The following is a 13830-nucleotide window of genomic DNA, read 5'->3' as shown; positions in this document are numbered from 1 at the left end:
CTGTAGAGACGGTCCGGCCGCCGAAGCAGCCGGGCCTTGCGAAATCAGAGCTGCTTGACGGCGATCTCTTCTTCGGCGGCAATCTTCAGAGGGTTGCGCAACGGCAGGCCGAACTCGGCGACTTCGATTTCGAAGACATCGCCCTCTTCCGTCTTGATGCCTTCTGCGAAGGAGAGTGTCGCGGTGCCGAACATATGAACGTGAACGTCGCCGGGCACACGGAACAGGCCGTACTTGAAGTGGTGATATTCGAGATTGGCGAAGGTGTGCGACATGTTCGCTTCGCCTGAGAGGAAGGGCTTTTCGAAGATCACCTTATCGCCACGCTTGATGCGCGATGTGCCGCGGATATCCTCGGGCGCAGCACCGATACGGATTTCGGGACCGAAGCTTGCCGGGCGCAGCTTCGAATGCGCGAGGTAGAGGTAGTTAATCCGCTCAGTGACGTGATCGGAGAACTCGTTGGACAGCGCAAAGCCGATGCGAAACGGCGTGCCGTCTTGCGCAATGACATAAATGCCAGCCATTTCGGGCTCTTCGCCGCCATCCAGCGCGAAGGACGGAGAAACGAGCGGTGCGCCGGGAGCCGCCGAACCGTAGCCGTTGCCCTTGTAGAACCACTCGGGCTGAACGCCCTTCTCGCCCGCTTTCGGTTTGCCGTTCTCCAGGCCCATCTTGAACATCTTCATCGAGTCGGTGAGCGTGTCTTCAGCCGCCTCGGAGGTCTTCTTGTGCATGGAGTCGCGCGTTGCAGCCGAACCCAGATGCGTAAGACCGGTGCCCGTCAGGTGCAGGTGTGCGGCGTCAGGATGCGTCATCGGCGGCAGAAACTTGCCTTCGGCATAAGCCTTTTCGAGGTCGACCGCATCGCCGAGGCCATGCGCTTCAATCACCTGTAGCAGCGACTTGCCGCTATTTGCGGCTTCCATGGCCAGCGCGTAGACGCTGCCGGCATTCTTGACGGCTTTCGCGGTACCGCCCGGCTCGCGCACGGCGACAATGATCTCTCCGTTCGAACCCTTGATCTGCGAAATGAGCACGGTCTTCATCCTTTTTTCGATAGCGCGGAAAATGCTCCGCCAATCCGGCTCTCCGAAGAGCCGGATTGGTAAGTTCACATGACTGCGAATGCGTGGCCAGCGCTGGAGCGCTTAGCCCTTGTTCTTGTTGTAGACGTCGAAGAAGACGGCAGCGAGAAGCACCAGTCCCTTGACCATCTGCTGGAAGTCGATGCCGAGGCCGACGATCGACATACCGTTGTTCATGACGCCCATGATGAACGCGCCAATGACAGCGCCGGTGATTTTGCCAACGCCGCCGGACGCCGAAGCACCACCGATGAAGCAGGCTGCGATAACGTCAAGCTCGAAGCCGACGCCCGCCTTCGGGGTCGCCGAGTTCAGGCGAGCCGCGACGATCATGCCGGCAAGACCAGCCAGGACACCCATGTTGACGAAGGTGTAGAAGCTCAGCCGCTCGGTGTTGATACCGGAAAGCTTGGTGGCTTTTTCGTTGCCGCCCATGGCGTAGATGCGGCGGCCAATCGTCGTGCGACGCGTCACGAAGGTGTAGGCCGCGATCAGCACAAGCATCACAACGAGAACGTTCGGCAGGCCCCTGTACGTCGACAGCTGAAAGCCAAGGAACAGGACCGCCAGCGCGATGATAACGTTCTGCGCAACGAAGAAACCAAACGGCTCGACGTCAATGCCGTGGCTCTCGTTCACCTTGCGGCGACGCCAGGCAAGGAAGAACAGCACGGCCGGGATGATGATGGTCAGGACCAACGAGGTAGAATGCAGCGGGATGCCGGCAATATCGATCATATCACCCGGCAGGAAACCCGTCGAAATGATCTGGAAGTCCTTCGGGAACGGCCCGATGTTCTTGCCGCCGAGCACAAAGAGCGTCAAACCGCGGAAGACGAGCATGCCAGCGAGCGTGACGATGAAGGCCGGAATGCGATGATAGGCGATCCAATAGCCCTGCGCAGCACCGATTGCACCGCCGAGGACTAGGCAGAGAATACCCGCCACTACGAAATTCATCTGCATATTGACGGTCAAAATAGCCGCGACCGCGCCGACGAAGGCGACGATCGAGCCCACCGACAGGTCGATATGCCCCGCCACGATGACGAGCAGCATGCCGAGCGCCATGATGACGATGAACGAGTTCTGCAGAACGAGGTTCGTCAGGTTGACGGGCTTGAACAGGATACCGCCCGTATAGAACTGGAAGAACACCATGATCGCGACGAGCGCAATGAGCATGCCGTATTCACGAATGTTGCTGCGGATGTAGTCCGCAACGGAAACGACGTTGCTTTCCTCGGTGGCTGAAGGGTTGACCGGAGTCATTGTTTCTTCTCCCCTGAGCGCATGATAGCGCGCATGATGGTTTCTTGGCTCGCCTCTCCCTTTGGCAGTTCCGCAACGATACGTCCTTCATTCATGACGTAGATGCGGTCGCACGTGCCAAGCAGTTCCGGCATTTCCGATGAGATCATCAGAACACCTTTGCCGTCGGCGGCGAGCTGGTTGATGATAGTATAGATTTCGTATTTTGCACCGACATCGATACCGCGAGTGGGTTCGTCGAGGATCAAAACGTCGGGATCGGAGAACAGCCACTTCGACAGCACGACCTTTTGCTGGTTGCCGCCCGAAAGATTGACCGCTTCCTGGAAGATGCTGGAGCTGCGGATGCGCAGCTTCGAGCGATAGTCCGACGCGACCTTCGATTCCTTGATCGTGTCGATGACCGTGGCGCTCGACACGCCTGCCAAGTTGGCGAGCGTCGTGTTATGCACGATGTTCTCGCCAAGTACGAGGCCGAGATGCTTGCGGTCCTCGGTCACATAGGCGAGACCGGCATCGATTGCCTTGCGAACAGTACTGACGTCGACCGGCTTGCCGTGCATGGACACGTCGCCATGAATCTTGTGTCCGTAGGACTTGCCGAACAGGCTCATCGCAAATTCGGTGCGACCGGCGCCCATCAGGCCGGCGATGCCGACCACTTCGCCCTTGCGGACGGTGACGTTGATGTCATGCAGGACCTGGCGGTCGCGGTGATGCTGGTGATAGGCGTTCCAGTTCTTCACCTCGAGGATCGTCTCGCCGATCGGCACGGAGCGCGGCGGATAACGATCGGCGAGTTCGCGGCCCACCATGTTCTTGATGATGATGTCTTCGCTGATCTCTTCAGTCCGACAGTCCATCGATTTGACCGTCATGCCGTCGCGCAGAACCGTGATCTGGTCGGCGACCTTGCGCACTTCGTTGAGCTTGTGCGTGATGATGATCGAGGTCAGGCCCTGGTTGCGGAACTCTATCAGGAGCTCCAGCAGCGCGTCGGAATCCTTTTCATTGAGGGAAGCCGTGGGTTCGTCGAGGATCAGCAGCTTCACGCTCTTCGATAGCGCCTTGGCGATTTCGACAAGCTGCTGCTTGCCGACGCCGATATCGGTGACAAGCGTTTCCGGCGACTCCTTGAGGCCAACCTTGCTCAGCAGCTCTTTCGTGCGCTTGAAGGCTTCCTGCCACTTGATGATGCCGTTCTGCGCAACTTCGTTGCCGAGGAAGATGTTTTCGGCGATCGACAGGAGCGGCACCAGGGCCAGTTCCTGATGGATGATGACGATGCCGATTTCCTCGGAATCCTTGAGCGCCTTGAAATGACGGACGTCGCCTTCGTAGACAATGTCACCGTCGTAGGTTCCGGCCGGGTACACGCCGGAGAGAACTTTCATCAGGGTCGACTTTCCGGCCCCGTTTTCACCCACCAATGCGTGGATCTCACCCTGGCGAACCTTGAGGTTCACATTCTCAAGCGCCTTTACGCCTGGGAACGTCTTGGTGATGTTCCGCATTTCGAGGATTGTATTGTCCATGGTCATAATCCAGCGCCAGCAGCCACAAGGGACGCGGCGATCATAAAATTGAAGACCGGAACCCGCAAGCAGCGGGTTCCGGCCAACGTGGTACAATTATTACTTCAGCTGGTCAGCCTTGTAGTAACCGCCTTCGACGAGGACCTTCTCGTAGTTGGTCTTGTCAACTGCGACCGGGGTCAGCAGGTAGGACGGAACGACCTTGACGCCGTTGTCGTAGGTCTTGGTGTCGTTGACTTCCGGCTCCTTGCCTTCCATCAGAGCGTTGACCATGCCGACGGTAACCTTTGCGAGGTCGCGGGTGTCCTTGAAGATCGTGGAGTGCTGCTCGCCAGCGATGATCGACTTGACCGACGGAACTTCAGCGTCCTGGCCGGAAACGACCGGGAGCGGCTGGTCCGGGGTGCCGTAGCCGACGCCCTTCAGCGACGAGATGATGCCGATGGACAGACCGTCGTAAGGCGACAGAACTGCATTGACCTTCGCGTCGGTATAGTTAGCCGAGAGCAGGTTGTCCATACGAGCCTGGGCCGTTGCCGGGTCCCAACGCAGCGTACCGACCTTGTCCATGCCGGTCTGGCCGGACTTCACGACGAGCTTGCCGCTGTCGATGTAAGGCTGCAGGACAGACATTGCGCCGTCATAGAAGAAGAAGGCGTTGTTGTCGTCAGGCGAGCCACCGAAAAGCTCGATGTTGAACGGGCCCTTGCCATCCTTGAGGCCGAGGGCGTCAACGATGGAAGTTGCCTGCAGAACGCCGACCTTGAAGTTGTCGAACGTCGCGTAGTAGTCGACGTTGCCCGAGTCACGGATCAGACGGTCATAAGCGATGACCTTGATGCCTGCGTCGTGAGCCTTCTGGAGAACGTCGGAAAGCGTCGTGCCGTCAATTGCGGCGATGACGAGAACCTTGACGCCCTTCGTGACCATGTTCTCGATCTGAGACAGCTGGTTCGGAATGTCGTCGTCAGCGTACTGCAGGTCGGTAGCGTAGCCAGCTTCCTGGAGCTGCTTGACGATGTTGTTACCGTCATCGATCCAGCGAGCGGACGACTTCGTGGGCATTGCAATGCCGACAGTCCCCTTGTCGGCTGCCATAGCCGGCATTACGAACGAAGCGACGCCAAAGGCCGCCGCTGCCATCAACGAGATAATGGATTTCATATCTCTCTCTCCCTTAGTTAATAAACGCACGGACGAAAAATCGCCCGCTCCGAAACTGTGGCAGGTTCCGTCTTGGATAATACTTCAGATGGTGAGAAACGAAGTAGGTCTCCTCCACGCTCTCACACGTGTTGAGTGCCAACCAGCACACGGCGGCAAACTGGTATGGATTCCTATAACTGTCAAATAGAATAACTGGCAAAGTGCATAACAATTTTGGTATATCGTTAAAAAGTATTACTTTTGATGGAGCGCGGTTGGGAGGCCGCAACCATGGCGTTCATTTCAGACCCGCAGACCGATGCCCATGTGGATATTCAAACGGATATCTTCGGTGACGACGCCCTTTTGAGATCGGGGCTTAAACTGAATCACCTGCGAATGATCGTCGCAATCGAAGATAGCGGGCAAATATCAGCAGCTGCCGAGGCGCTGAACATTTCGCAGCCGGCGGCTTCGCGAATCCTGTCGGAAATGGAGTCGATCGTTAAGATGCCGCTCTATGAACGCGTGGCCCGCGGCGTTGTACTGACGACCTTCGGACAGGCGCTTGCTAGGCGGGCGCGCAAGATCATGCTGGAACTGCGCGAGGCCGGCCGCGAGATTGCCGAACTGAAGACGGGAAAGGGCGGCGCCGTCTTCATCGGCGCGGTTACCGCGCCGGCCATGAGCCTTGTGGTGCCGGCGATCAAGCGGGTTAGAACCGCCCTGCCCGGCATAGAGGTGACCATACAGGTAGAGACGAGCAACGTGCTCGCACGCGAATTACTTGCCGCTCGGCACGACTTCATCATCAGCCGCATTCCCGACGATCTCAATCCGCGTTTGTTCCAGGTCCAGGAGATCGGCGTGGAAAAGGCTTGCCTGATCGTGCGGGGCGGCCATCCGCTGCTGAAGAAGGAGATCGTCTCTCTCGATGACCTCCCGCAATATGATTGGGTCTTCCAGCCAGCGGGGACGCTGCTGCGCCGGACGATCGAGGACCTGTTTCTCTCTCGAGGCGTGCCGCTGCCGGAAAATATAGTCAACACCTCGTCGCTACTGCTCACATGCGCGACGGTTTGCCAGACGGATGCAATCGCTCCGATCGCGCTTGACGTTGCGCAGTTCCTGGCAACGCACAAGTCGAAAGCGTCCGATGTGCGGGTGTTGCCAATCGATTTCGAGATTAATGTCAGACCTTATAGCCTGATCACTGTGAAGGAGCGAGCACTCCCCCCGAGCGCGCGGCTGCTCTACGACCTGGTTCTGGACGAAAGCAAGAAGGCCGCCGCTAGCTGACAAGCCTTGCACCATTTTGCTCGCATCTAATGCCGCCGCCAAAGGAGGTGGCAATCATGCTGTTCGGCCAATCGGTATTCCAGTCGGTGCTCAACCGCTTGAAAGCGGAGGACGAGACTGTCGAACAGGATGTACCCGCTTCGGCCCGTGCCAGTGGTCTCAACACCGGACTTGCTTTCAACGTCATGGAAGGAGTCTCCGCATCGTCAGCACGGCCCGACCAGGCATACTTCGAGACAATGGAGTTCGCCCCGCCGGAGACTGCAGCCGAGCCCTTGCCGCCTCCCGAACCGGAGCCCGAGCCGGTGATGCCGGATTATCTCGCACGTATCACGACAGAGGACATCGCCGCCGAGCTAGATATTTCAGCGCTCGATACGGTGCAAAGTCTCAGCCTGAAGCGCCGCGCCTTTGCCAAGAAGAACCACCCTGACCGCGTTGATCCGCCGTTCCGTGAGCATGCCACGACGCGGATGACCACAGCCAACCTGTTGATCGACCAGGCGCTGCGTCGCCTCGCCCGCTAACTAGTCCGCGTCCTTCGTGTCTTCCTTTTCGTCCTCGTCATCGGACGATGGCGGCGTGGCGGTCTCCGCCGATTGCAGCTTGTAGGTCCAGAACAGCATATAGGCCGCGTAGACACCGGCGCCGCCCGACAACACTGCCCAGAACGGATCGCCGGTGATGATTTCGACCAGCGCCCAGCCGAAACAAACGGCCACAATCAGAATGCGGGCCCAGAGCGGGCGATAGGCCGGATGTTGTGGATCAATCAGTTGCATCTCGTTCCCATAGCTAGATTGTCACACGTCTTTAAGGTGGATTTTGAAAATGTGAAAGAGCCCGGCTTGACGCGGCGGACATAAAATGGAATGAAAATTCCATATTAGATGCAATTCGGTTCATTTGTTCCGAATCCAAGGGAGGTTCTCATGACAGTCAGATTTGGTCTTCTCGGCGCCGGCCGCATCGGCAAGGTTCATGCGAAGGCGGTCAGCGGCGATGCAAATGCCAAGCTTGTCGCCGTTGCCGACGCCTTTCCGCAGGCCGCCGAAGCGATCGCGTCGGCCTACGGCTGCGAGGTCCGCACGATCGAAGCGATCGAAGCCGCCAAGGACATCGACGCCGTCGTCATCTGCACGCCGACCGACACCCACGCTGATCTGATCGAGCGCTTCGCGCGCGCCGGCAAGGCGATCTTCTGCGAAAAGCCGATCGATCTCGACGTTGCCCGCGTCAAAGCCTGCATCAAGGTCGTCGACGAGACCAAGGCCAAGCTGATGGTTGGTTTCAACCGCCGTTTCGACCCGCATTTCATGGCCGTTCGCAAGACGATCGACGACGGCCGAATCGGCGACGTCGAAATGGTGACGATCACCTCGCGCGATCCGGGTGCTCCGCCGGTCGACTACATCAAGCGTTCTGGCGGCATCTTCCGCGATATGACGATCCATGACTTCGACATGGCCCGCTTCCTGCTTGGCGAAGAACCGGTCGCCGTCAGCGCGACTGCCGCTGTCCTCGTCGACAAGGCAATCGGCGAAGCCGGCGACTACGACAGCGTTTCGGTAATCCTGCAGACGAAGTCCGGCAAGCAGGCAATCATCTCCAACTCCCGTCGCGCCACCTACGGCTACGACCAGCGCATCGAAGTGCATGGTTCAAAGGGCATGGTCGCGGCGGAGAATCAGCGTCCGGTCTCGATCGAGGTCGCCAATGGCGATGGTTACACCCGCCCGCCGTTGCACGACTTCTTCATGACCCGCTACACCGAAGCCTACGCCAACGAGATCGCGAGCTTCATCGCCGCAATCGAGAAGGGCACGAAGATTGCGCCTTCCGGCGCCGATGGCCTGGCGGCTCTGGCACTGGCCGATGCCGCCGTACAATCCGTCAAGGAAGGCAAGCTCATCAAGATTGGCTGACGGCCCTCTCCCGACCGAAAGCCACCTGTGAAATGGCCGGGCCCCTGCCCGGCCATTTCTCGTTTCATCGGCATGCCGCGGCGGAACGCACGGCCAGGCTCCGGGTTCACCGACTGAAAGCGCGTGGAGTGCGGCGATTGAGGCTCAATCGGGAAGTCTGTTGAATTTCCGCAGGCTCTTGTCGACGAGGGACTCAGGCAGGAATCGGCGGAGGAAGCGGACCTGACCTACTGCTTTTCCGTCAGTACAGCGTCTCTTGCCCCAGGATAAATGAAACGGCGCCGTGTCAGAGTTCCTGGGTCGACGGTCTAGTCCGATCCCTGAATGCCGGATAGGACCAGTTCCTGATCGATCAATGACAATGCCCTGTCCAGATGCCCCCCGAAGACGAGGATCGGCTCGTCAGGCACAACGCGGATCTCCGGCATCCCCTCCATCCGCACGACATGCGCCTGGCCAAGCCCTTCCTCGATCCCCTGGCGCAACAGATCATAGTAGCGCGTCCCGGGACCCGTAATTGCGATCGGCATGCGCTCCGTCAGGCTGAGGAGACGCGAGAGTCCGTTCCCGAGTGCGATACCGGCCTGCCTGAACGCAAAGGCAGACATGCGATGTCCTTGGCGCGCTTGCGTAGCGATCTTGTCGAGCTCGGCGACCGGAACGAACTTAGCTGGGATCGTATCGAGCGGCACCTCGAAGGCCATGCGCAGAATGGCGTAGAAGCCCGCATAGGCCTCGATGCACCCCTTGCTGCCGCAGCGACAAAGCCCACCATTCGCCATATGCAGCATATGTCCGAAATTCGGGGCGGAGATCTCGCGCTCGCCCTGTCCTGTCCGCCGGACAATGCCAAGCCCGATGCTATGTCCGAGCGACAACGCGGCAAGCGACCGGAAATCGGCCGGCCTCATATTTTCCTCATGTGCGCCGAGTGCTGCCGCGACAAGCTGCGTCTCATTGCCTAGAAGGATCCTGGCTTGCCAGTCCGGTCGTAAGGCTGATTCGAAGTCGATCTGGTTGCTGCCGAAGATCGGCGACCACACCAGCACTGGCTCAGTGGCATGCACGAGACCTTTGCTGCTGATGGATATCAGCAGCACCTTTTCCTGGGGAAGCTTCGAGCGCGAAAGAATGCGTGCAAGCCCCTCCTTCACGGAGGCAATAAACCGCTCGGCGCCAGCGGGATCGTGGGATCTTTCCTCGCTGAACCGGTCAATCAGTTTGCCGGCGTAATCGACCAGCGAATATTGCACGCCGTCCGACGAAATGATCACGACGACAAGGTAGCCGCAGTCGCGCCGTTGCCGAAACAGCACACGCGGACGCCCTCTTCCGCTCGCTGCCTGGTGCTCGGATTTCTCGATGATCTGCGCTTTTTCGAGGTCGGCGGTGATCGCTGAAATCGTCGCTGAGGAGAGCTTCGTAAAGTCGGCAATTTCCGTATGCGCGAGCGCGCCGTGTCTTCGAAGCGCGGCGAGCACGAGGACGCTATTTCGCTGCCGGACCAATTCCGTGCTCGACTTGGTCAGCATATATGCCGGCCCTCTCCCCCTCGCATTCCACCCCTCGTTCACACTGTATCTCCGGCAGGCTTCTCCCTAACGAAAATTCCGTCGGTAGTGCAGTGTTGACAGTTGAAAAAATCTCTGACACTAAATTTCTCGACTGTCGAGAAAATAATTCGTACTTCTCGCCAGCGAACCGCGGCGGCCGGAGGAACCACTGGCTGGGGCTGGCCGCAACTCATTCGGGAGGATATTTATGAAGTCTATTTTGAAGCTGATGGCCGGGGCGGCCATCCTCGTGTCGGTGCACACTGCAGCCATGGCTGCCGATCTCGTCGTTGGCGTTTCCTGGTCGAACTTCCAGGAAGAGCGTTGGAAGACGGACGAAGCGGCCATCAAGAAGGCACTGGAAGCCAAGGGCGCCAAGTACATTTCCGCTGACGCCCAGTCGTCTGCCGCAAAGCAGCTGACTGACGTTGAATCGCTGATTTCGCAGGGCGCGAATGCACTCATCATCCTCGCCCAGGACTCCGATGCGATCGGCCCGGCCATCGAAAAGGCTGCCGCTGAAGGCATCCCGGTCGTCGGCTACGACCGCCTGATCGAAAATCCGGCCGCTTTCTACATCACCTTCGACAACAAGGAAGTCGGTCGTCTCCAGGCTGAAGGCGTGTTCAAGGTCAAGCCGGAAGGCAACTACGTCTTCATCAAGGGCTCCTCGTCCGACCCGAACGCGGACTTCCTGTTCTCGGGCCAGATGGAAGTACTGAAGGCTGCGGTTGATGCCGGCAAGATCAAGAGCGTCGGCGAAGCCTATACCGACGGCTGGCTGCCGGAGAATGCACAGCGCAACATGGAGCAGTTCCTGACCGCGAACAACAACAAGGTTGACGCCGTTGTTGCTTCGAACGACGGCACTGCCGGTGGCGCCATCGCAGCCCTCGACGCCCAGGGCCTCGCTGGCTCCGTTCCGGTTTCCGGTCAGGACGCAGACAAGGCAGCTCTGAACCGCGTAGCCCTCGGCACGCAGACGGTTTCCGTCTGGAAGGACTCGCGCGAACTCGGCAAGCGCGCCGCCGAAGTTGCTCTCGACCTAGCCGCTGGCAAGAAAATGACCGAAATCGAAGGCGTCCAGACCTTCGACGGTGGCGCCAAGAAGGTCGCCATGCAATCGGTCTTCCTGAAGCCGCTTCCGATCACCAAGGACAACCTGAACGTCGTCATCGACGCCGGCTGGATCTCCAAGGCTGAAGCTTGCCAGGGCGTCAAGGCCGGCAGCGTCAAGGCTTGCGACTAATCGACGTCCGCAAGGCATAGATTGCCGGCGCCGCAACGGCTGAAACCGTTGCGGCGCCGGATGCGGATTTAAGCCGTCGCTCGATGGTCTATCCGCCTCACCCAACCATCGCGGCCTTGATTCCCTGCCGGTTTCATGTCGCGGGACAGAGCGACCGAAATTCGGAAGCACGGCGATGGTCAGTACAAGAACGGGGCGACGCAGCGGCATCGATGTGATGCGAAGCGGATCAAACGTCCAAACAGTGGGGGAACGGCAAACCCATGGCCGAAATGGTAAAATCCACAACTTCAGGCGGACCGAGCATGGCTGAGAGCAACCTCGTCAGCCGCTTCTTCCGCGCGACCGAAATCGACACGCGCCTTCTCGGTATGATCGGCGCGCTGCTCATCATCTGGATCGGTTTTCACATCATCACCGGCGGCCTGTTTCTGACGCCGAGAAATCTTTGGAACCTTTCGGTCCAGACGACCGATATTGCGATCATGACGACCGGCATGGTTCTCATTATCGTGACCCGCAATATCGACCTCTCCGTCGGCTCCGTGCTTGGCCTCTGCGCCATGATCATGGGCGTGACGCAGGCGAAAATCCTGCCCGAATTTATCGGCTTCGACAGCCCGTTCACCTGGATCATCACGTTGATCGTCGGCCTCATCGCCGGCGCCCTGATCGGCACCTTCCAGGGCCTCATCATTGCCTTCCTGAACGTTCCCTCCTTCATTGTGACGCTCGGTGGTCTGCTCGTCTGGCGTGGCGCCACCTGGCTCGTCACCAGCGGCCAGACCGTTGCCCCGATGGACCAGACCTTCCGCATCATGGGCGGCGGTGCCGAAGGCTCGATCGGAGCCACTTGGAGCTGGATCGTCGGTGTGCTCGCCTGCCTTTTCGTCATCGGCAGCATCCTGAACTCGCGCCGCCAGCGCAAACGCTTCGGCTTCCCACGGCGTCCCGTCTGGGCCGAGTACTTCCTGTCGGCACTGTCCTGCGTCTTGATCCTCGGCGCTGTTTGGATCGCCAACAGCTACTACTGGCCGATCAACATCGCCAAGAAATACGCAGAGACAAACAATATTCCTTGGCCCGAAACCGGCCTGGATATCCCCTATGGCATCGCCGTGCCGGTCCTGATCGCCATTGTGGTCGGCATCATCATGACTTTCATCGCCACTCGCCTGCGCTTCGGCCGCTACGTCTTCGCGATCGGCGGAAACCCTGAGGCGGCAGAACTTGCCGGTATCAAGACCCGCTGGGTCACCGTCCGCATCTTTGCGCTGATGGGCATGCTCGCCGCTGTCGCTGCCGCCATCTCGACGGCACGCCTCAACGCAGCCACCAACGCTCAAGGCACCCTCGACGAGCTTTACACCATCGCGGCAGCCGTCATCGGCGGCACGTCGCTCGCCGGCGGTACCGGCACGATCGCCGGCGCCATGCTCGGCGCGCTTGTCATGCAATCGCTCCAGTCGGGCATGGTGCTTGCCCATGTCGACACGCCGCTGCAGAGCGTTGTCGTTGGTGCGGTGCTCGTCGTCGCCGTCTGGCTCGACACTGTCTATCGTTCGCGTGCCAAGTAAGAGGAGTCCCAGATATGACTGATCAACCCACTCCCCAGAACGCTCCTCTCGTCGAACTGAAGAACATCTCGATCTCCTTCGGCGGTATCCACGCCGTGGACAATGCTTCGGTCGATCTCTACCCCGGCGAAGTCGTCGCTCTTCTCGGCCACAACGGCGCCGGCAAGTCGACGCTCATCAAGATCCTCTCCGGCGCCTACAAGCGCGACAGCGGCGAGATCCTGATCAACGGCGAGCCGGCCGACATCCGCAATCCGCGCGATGCGAAGAAGTACGGCATCGAGACGATCTACCAGACGCTCGCCGTCGCCGATAACGTCGACGCCGCCGCCAACCTCTATCTCGGCCGCGAGCTGCGCACCCCCTGGGGTACGCTGGACGACGTCGCCATGGAGGCCTCGGCGCGTGAAGTGATGGGGCGCCTCAACCCCAACTTCCGCCGTTTCAAGGAGCCGGTAAAAGCGCTATCCGGCGGCCAGCGGCAGTCGGTGGCAATCGCCCGCGCGATCCTCTTCAACGCCCGCATCCTCATCATGGACGAGCCGACGGCCGCCCTTGGCCCGCAAGAAACGGCGCAGGTCGGCGAGCTGATCAAGCAGCTGAAGAAGGAAGGCATCGGCATCTTCCTCATCAGCCACGACATCCATGACGTCTTCGACCTCGCCGATCGCGTTTCGGTGATGAAAAACGGCCAGGTTGTCGGCCACGCCCGCACCGAGGACGTTACCAAGGACGAAGTGCTCGGTATGATCATCCTCGGCAAGGTGCCGCCCAAAGCCATCCCCGGCCCCGGCGCCATGCAAGTCTAAGCCGCAGATGTGAGACATAAAAGTCCGCCTCTCGCAAGAACGGCGGACTTTTCATTTTGTAGATTGAAGCCAGCGAGAAGCTAGGCTAAGAACCACGCATCGGACAAGGCGATTCAACCCGCCTAGGCATGCACCCGTAGCTCAGCTGGATAGAGTGTTGGATTCCGATTCCAAAGGTCACAGGTTCGAATCCTGTCGGGTGCGCCATAATTTTTCTGTCCAGCCCTGAGACATAGGTAACAGATCGTACCTAAGACATGGGTGACAAGCTCGTGCCGAACGGGTTGTCGATGGTTTGCAAGGTCCTCTGCTCCAGGTCGATATATCCGAGATCATAGTGCATGAAGCTGACGAGCCAAATACCGTCGTCGACTTCC

Annotated in this window: 12 protein-coding genes, 1 tRNA gene and 1 pseudogene; 7 read left to right on the top strand and 7 right to left on the bottom strand. The window is 59.3% G+C overall.

Annotated elements, in window-relative coordinates; translation table 11 throughout:
* Window positions 1–44 precede the first annotated feature (44 nt).
* The 4 genes from araD1 to chvE form a co-directional block, all read right to left on the bottom strand.
* On the bottom strand, window positions 45–1040 hold the full coding sequence (gene araD1, locus ATY80_RS26190; RefSeq protein ID WP_189637279.1) for an AraD1 family protein: 996 nt from the start codon (window positions 1038–1040) through the stop codon (window positions 45–47).
* Between the two features lie 111 nt (window positions 1041–1151).
* A complete protein-coding gene (gene mmsB, locus ATY80_RS26185) occupies window positions 1152–2360 on the bottom strand; it encodes a multiple monosaccharide ABC transporter permease (protein WP_088695214.1) in 1209 nt (402 codons plus the stop codon).
* Entirely contained in the window at window positions 2357–3895 is a 1539-nt protein-coding gene (gene mmsA / locus ATY80_RS26180; protein WP_088695404.1) for a multiple monosaccharide ABC transporter ATP-binding protein, read from the bottom strand. The genes mmsB and mmsA overlap by 4 nt, the downstream gene beginning before the upstream one ends.
* A 99-nt stretch (window positions 3896–3994) precedes the next feature.
* Entirely contained in the window at window positions 3995–5059 is a 1065-nt protein-coding gene (gene chvE, locus ATY80_RS26175; protein ID WP_088695213.1) for a multiple monosaccharide ABC transporter substrate-binding protein, read from the bottom strand.
* Between the two features lie 273 nt (window positions 5060–5332).
* On the opposite strand from chvE, the gene ATY80_RS26170 reads away from it, so the two are divergent.
* Window positions 5333–6340, top strand: coding sequence for a LysR family transcriptional regulator (locus ATY80_RS26170; protein WP_088695212.1), 1008 nt, complete (start codon window positions 5333–5335; stop codon window positions 6338–6340).
* A 56-nt stretch (window positions 6341–6396) separates the two neighbouring features.
* On the top strand, window positions 6397–6867 hold the full coding sequence (locus ATY80_RS26165; protein WP_088695211.1) for a hypothetical protein: 471 nt from the start codon (window positions 6397–6399) through the stop codon (window positions 6865–6867).
* On the opposite strand, the gene ATY80_RS26160 is transcribed toward ATY80_RS26165, so the two are convergent.
* Window positions 6868–7122 carry a hypothetical protein gene (locus ATY80_RS26160; protein ID WP_088695210.1) on the bottom strand — a complete coding sequence of 85 codons (255 nt, stop codon included), beginning with the start codon at window positions 7120–7122 and terminating at the stop codon, window positions 6868–6870.
* A gap of 150 nt (window positions 7123–7272) precedes the next feature.
* Here ATY80_RS26160 and iolG point away from each other — a divergent pair, with 150 nt between their 5' ends.
* Window positions 7273–8265 (top strand): inositol 2-dehydrogenase, encoded by a 993-nt coding sequence (gene iolG / locus ATY80_RS26155; protein WP_088695403.1) that lies wholly within the window; start codon window positions 7273–7275, stop codon window positions 8263–8265.
* A 144-nt stretch (window positions 8266–8409) separates the two neighbouring features.
* Here iolG and ATY80_RS29860 read toward each other — a convergent pair.
* Together ATY80_RS29860 and ATY80_RS26150 are read right to left on the bottom strand one after the other, a co-directional pair.
* Window positions 8410–8523: pseudogene (locus ATY80_RS29860) on the bottom strand (short-chain dehydrogenase/reductase); the annotation flags it as partial.
* Between the two features lie 50 nt (window positions 8524–8573).
* On the bottom strand, window positions 8574–9797 hold the full coding sequence (locus ATY80_RS26150; RefSeq protein WP_088695209.1) for an ROK family transcriptional regulator: 1224 nt from the start codon (window positions 9795–9797) through the stop codon (window positions 8574–8576).
* 229 nt (window positions 9798–10026) lie between these two features.
* Here ATY80_RS26150 and xylF point away from each other — a divergent pair, with 229 nt between their 5' ends.
* The 4 genes from xylF to ATY80_RS26130 all read left to right on the top strand — a co-directional run bounded on the left by xylF (window position 10027) and on the right by ATY80_RS26130 (window position 13660).
* Window positions 10027–11067 carry a D-xylose ABC transporter substrate-binding protein gene (gene xylF, locus ATY80_RS26145; RefSeq protein WP_088695208.1) on the top strand — a complete coding sequence of 347 codons (1041 nt, stop codon included), beginning with the start codon at window positions 10027–10029 and terminating at the stop codon, window positions 11065–11067.
* A gap of 263 nt (window positions 11068–11330) precedes the next feature.
* Window positions 11331–12644: a sugar ABC transporter permease gene (locus ATY80_RS26140; protein WP_088695207.1), complete on the top strand. Its 1314-nt coding sequence runs from the start codon at window positions 11331–11333 to the stop codon at window positions 12642–12644.
* Between the two features lie 14 nt (window positions 12645–12658).
* Window positions 12659–13453 (top strand): ATP-binding cassette domain-containing protein, encoded by a 795-nt coding sequence (locus ATY80_RS26135; RefSeq protein WP_088695206.1) that lies wholly within the window; start codon window positions 12659–12661, stop codon window positions 13451–13453.
* Window positions 13454–13583: 130 nt separating this feature from the next.
* Window positions 13584–13660, top strand: a tRNA-Arg gene (locus ATY80_RS26130).
* Window positions 13661–13830 lie beyond the last annotated feature (170 nt).

Origin of the sequence: Rhizobium sp. R711 (genome assembly GCF_002211365.1) — a bacterium.
GTDB lineage: Bacteria > Pseudomonadota > Alphaproteobacteria > Rhizobiales > Rhizobiaceae > Rhizobium.
The sequence above is the reverse complement of the archived record's forward strand: the minus strand, read 5'-3'. Positions and strand labels throughout refer to the sequence as shown.

Coding starts and splice junctions, on each gene's coding strand:
- mmsB (WP_088695214.1), bottom strand. CDS start 2,360: ATGACTCCGGTCAACCCTTCAGCCACCGAGGAAAGCAACGTCGTTTCC.
- mmsA (WP_088695404.1), bottom strand. CDS start 3,895: ATGGACAATACAATCCTCGAAATGCGGAACATCACCAAGACGTTCCCA.
- chvE (WP_088695213.1), bottom strand. CDS start 5,059: ATGAAATCCATTATCTCGTTGATGGCAGCGGCGGCCTTTGGCGTCGCT.
- ATY80_RS26170 (WP_088695212.1), top strand. CDS start 5,333: ATGGCGTTCATTTCAGACCCGCAGACCGATGCCCATGTGGATATTCAA.
- ATY80_RS26165 (WP_088695211.1), top strand. CDS start 6,397: ATGCTGTTCGGCCAATCGGTATTCCAGTCGGTGCTCAACCGCTTGAAA.
- ATY80_RS26160 (WP_088695210.1), bottom strand. CDS start 7,122: ATGCAACTGATTGATCCACAACATCCGGCCTATCGCCCGCTCTGGGCC.
- iolG (WP_088695403.1), top strand. CDS start 7,273: ATGACAGTCAGATTTGGTCTTCTCGGCGCCGGCCGCATCGGCAAGGTT.
- ATY80_RS26150 (WP_088695209.1), bottom strand. CDS start 9,797: ATGCTGACCAAGTCGAGCACGGAATTGGTCCGGCAGCGAAATAGCGTC.
- xylF (WP_088695208.1), top strand. CDS start 10,027: ATGAAGTCTATTTTGAAGCTGATGGCCGGGGCGGCCATCCTCGTGTCG.
- ATY80_RS26140 (WP_088695207.1), top strand. CDS start 11,331: ATGGCCGAAATGGTAAAATCCACAACTTCAGGCGGACCGAGCATGGCT.
- ATY80_RS26135 (WP_088695206.1), top strand. CDS start 12,659: ATGACTGATCAACCCACTCCCCAGAACGCTCCTCTCGTCGAACTGAAG.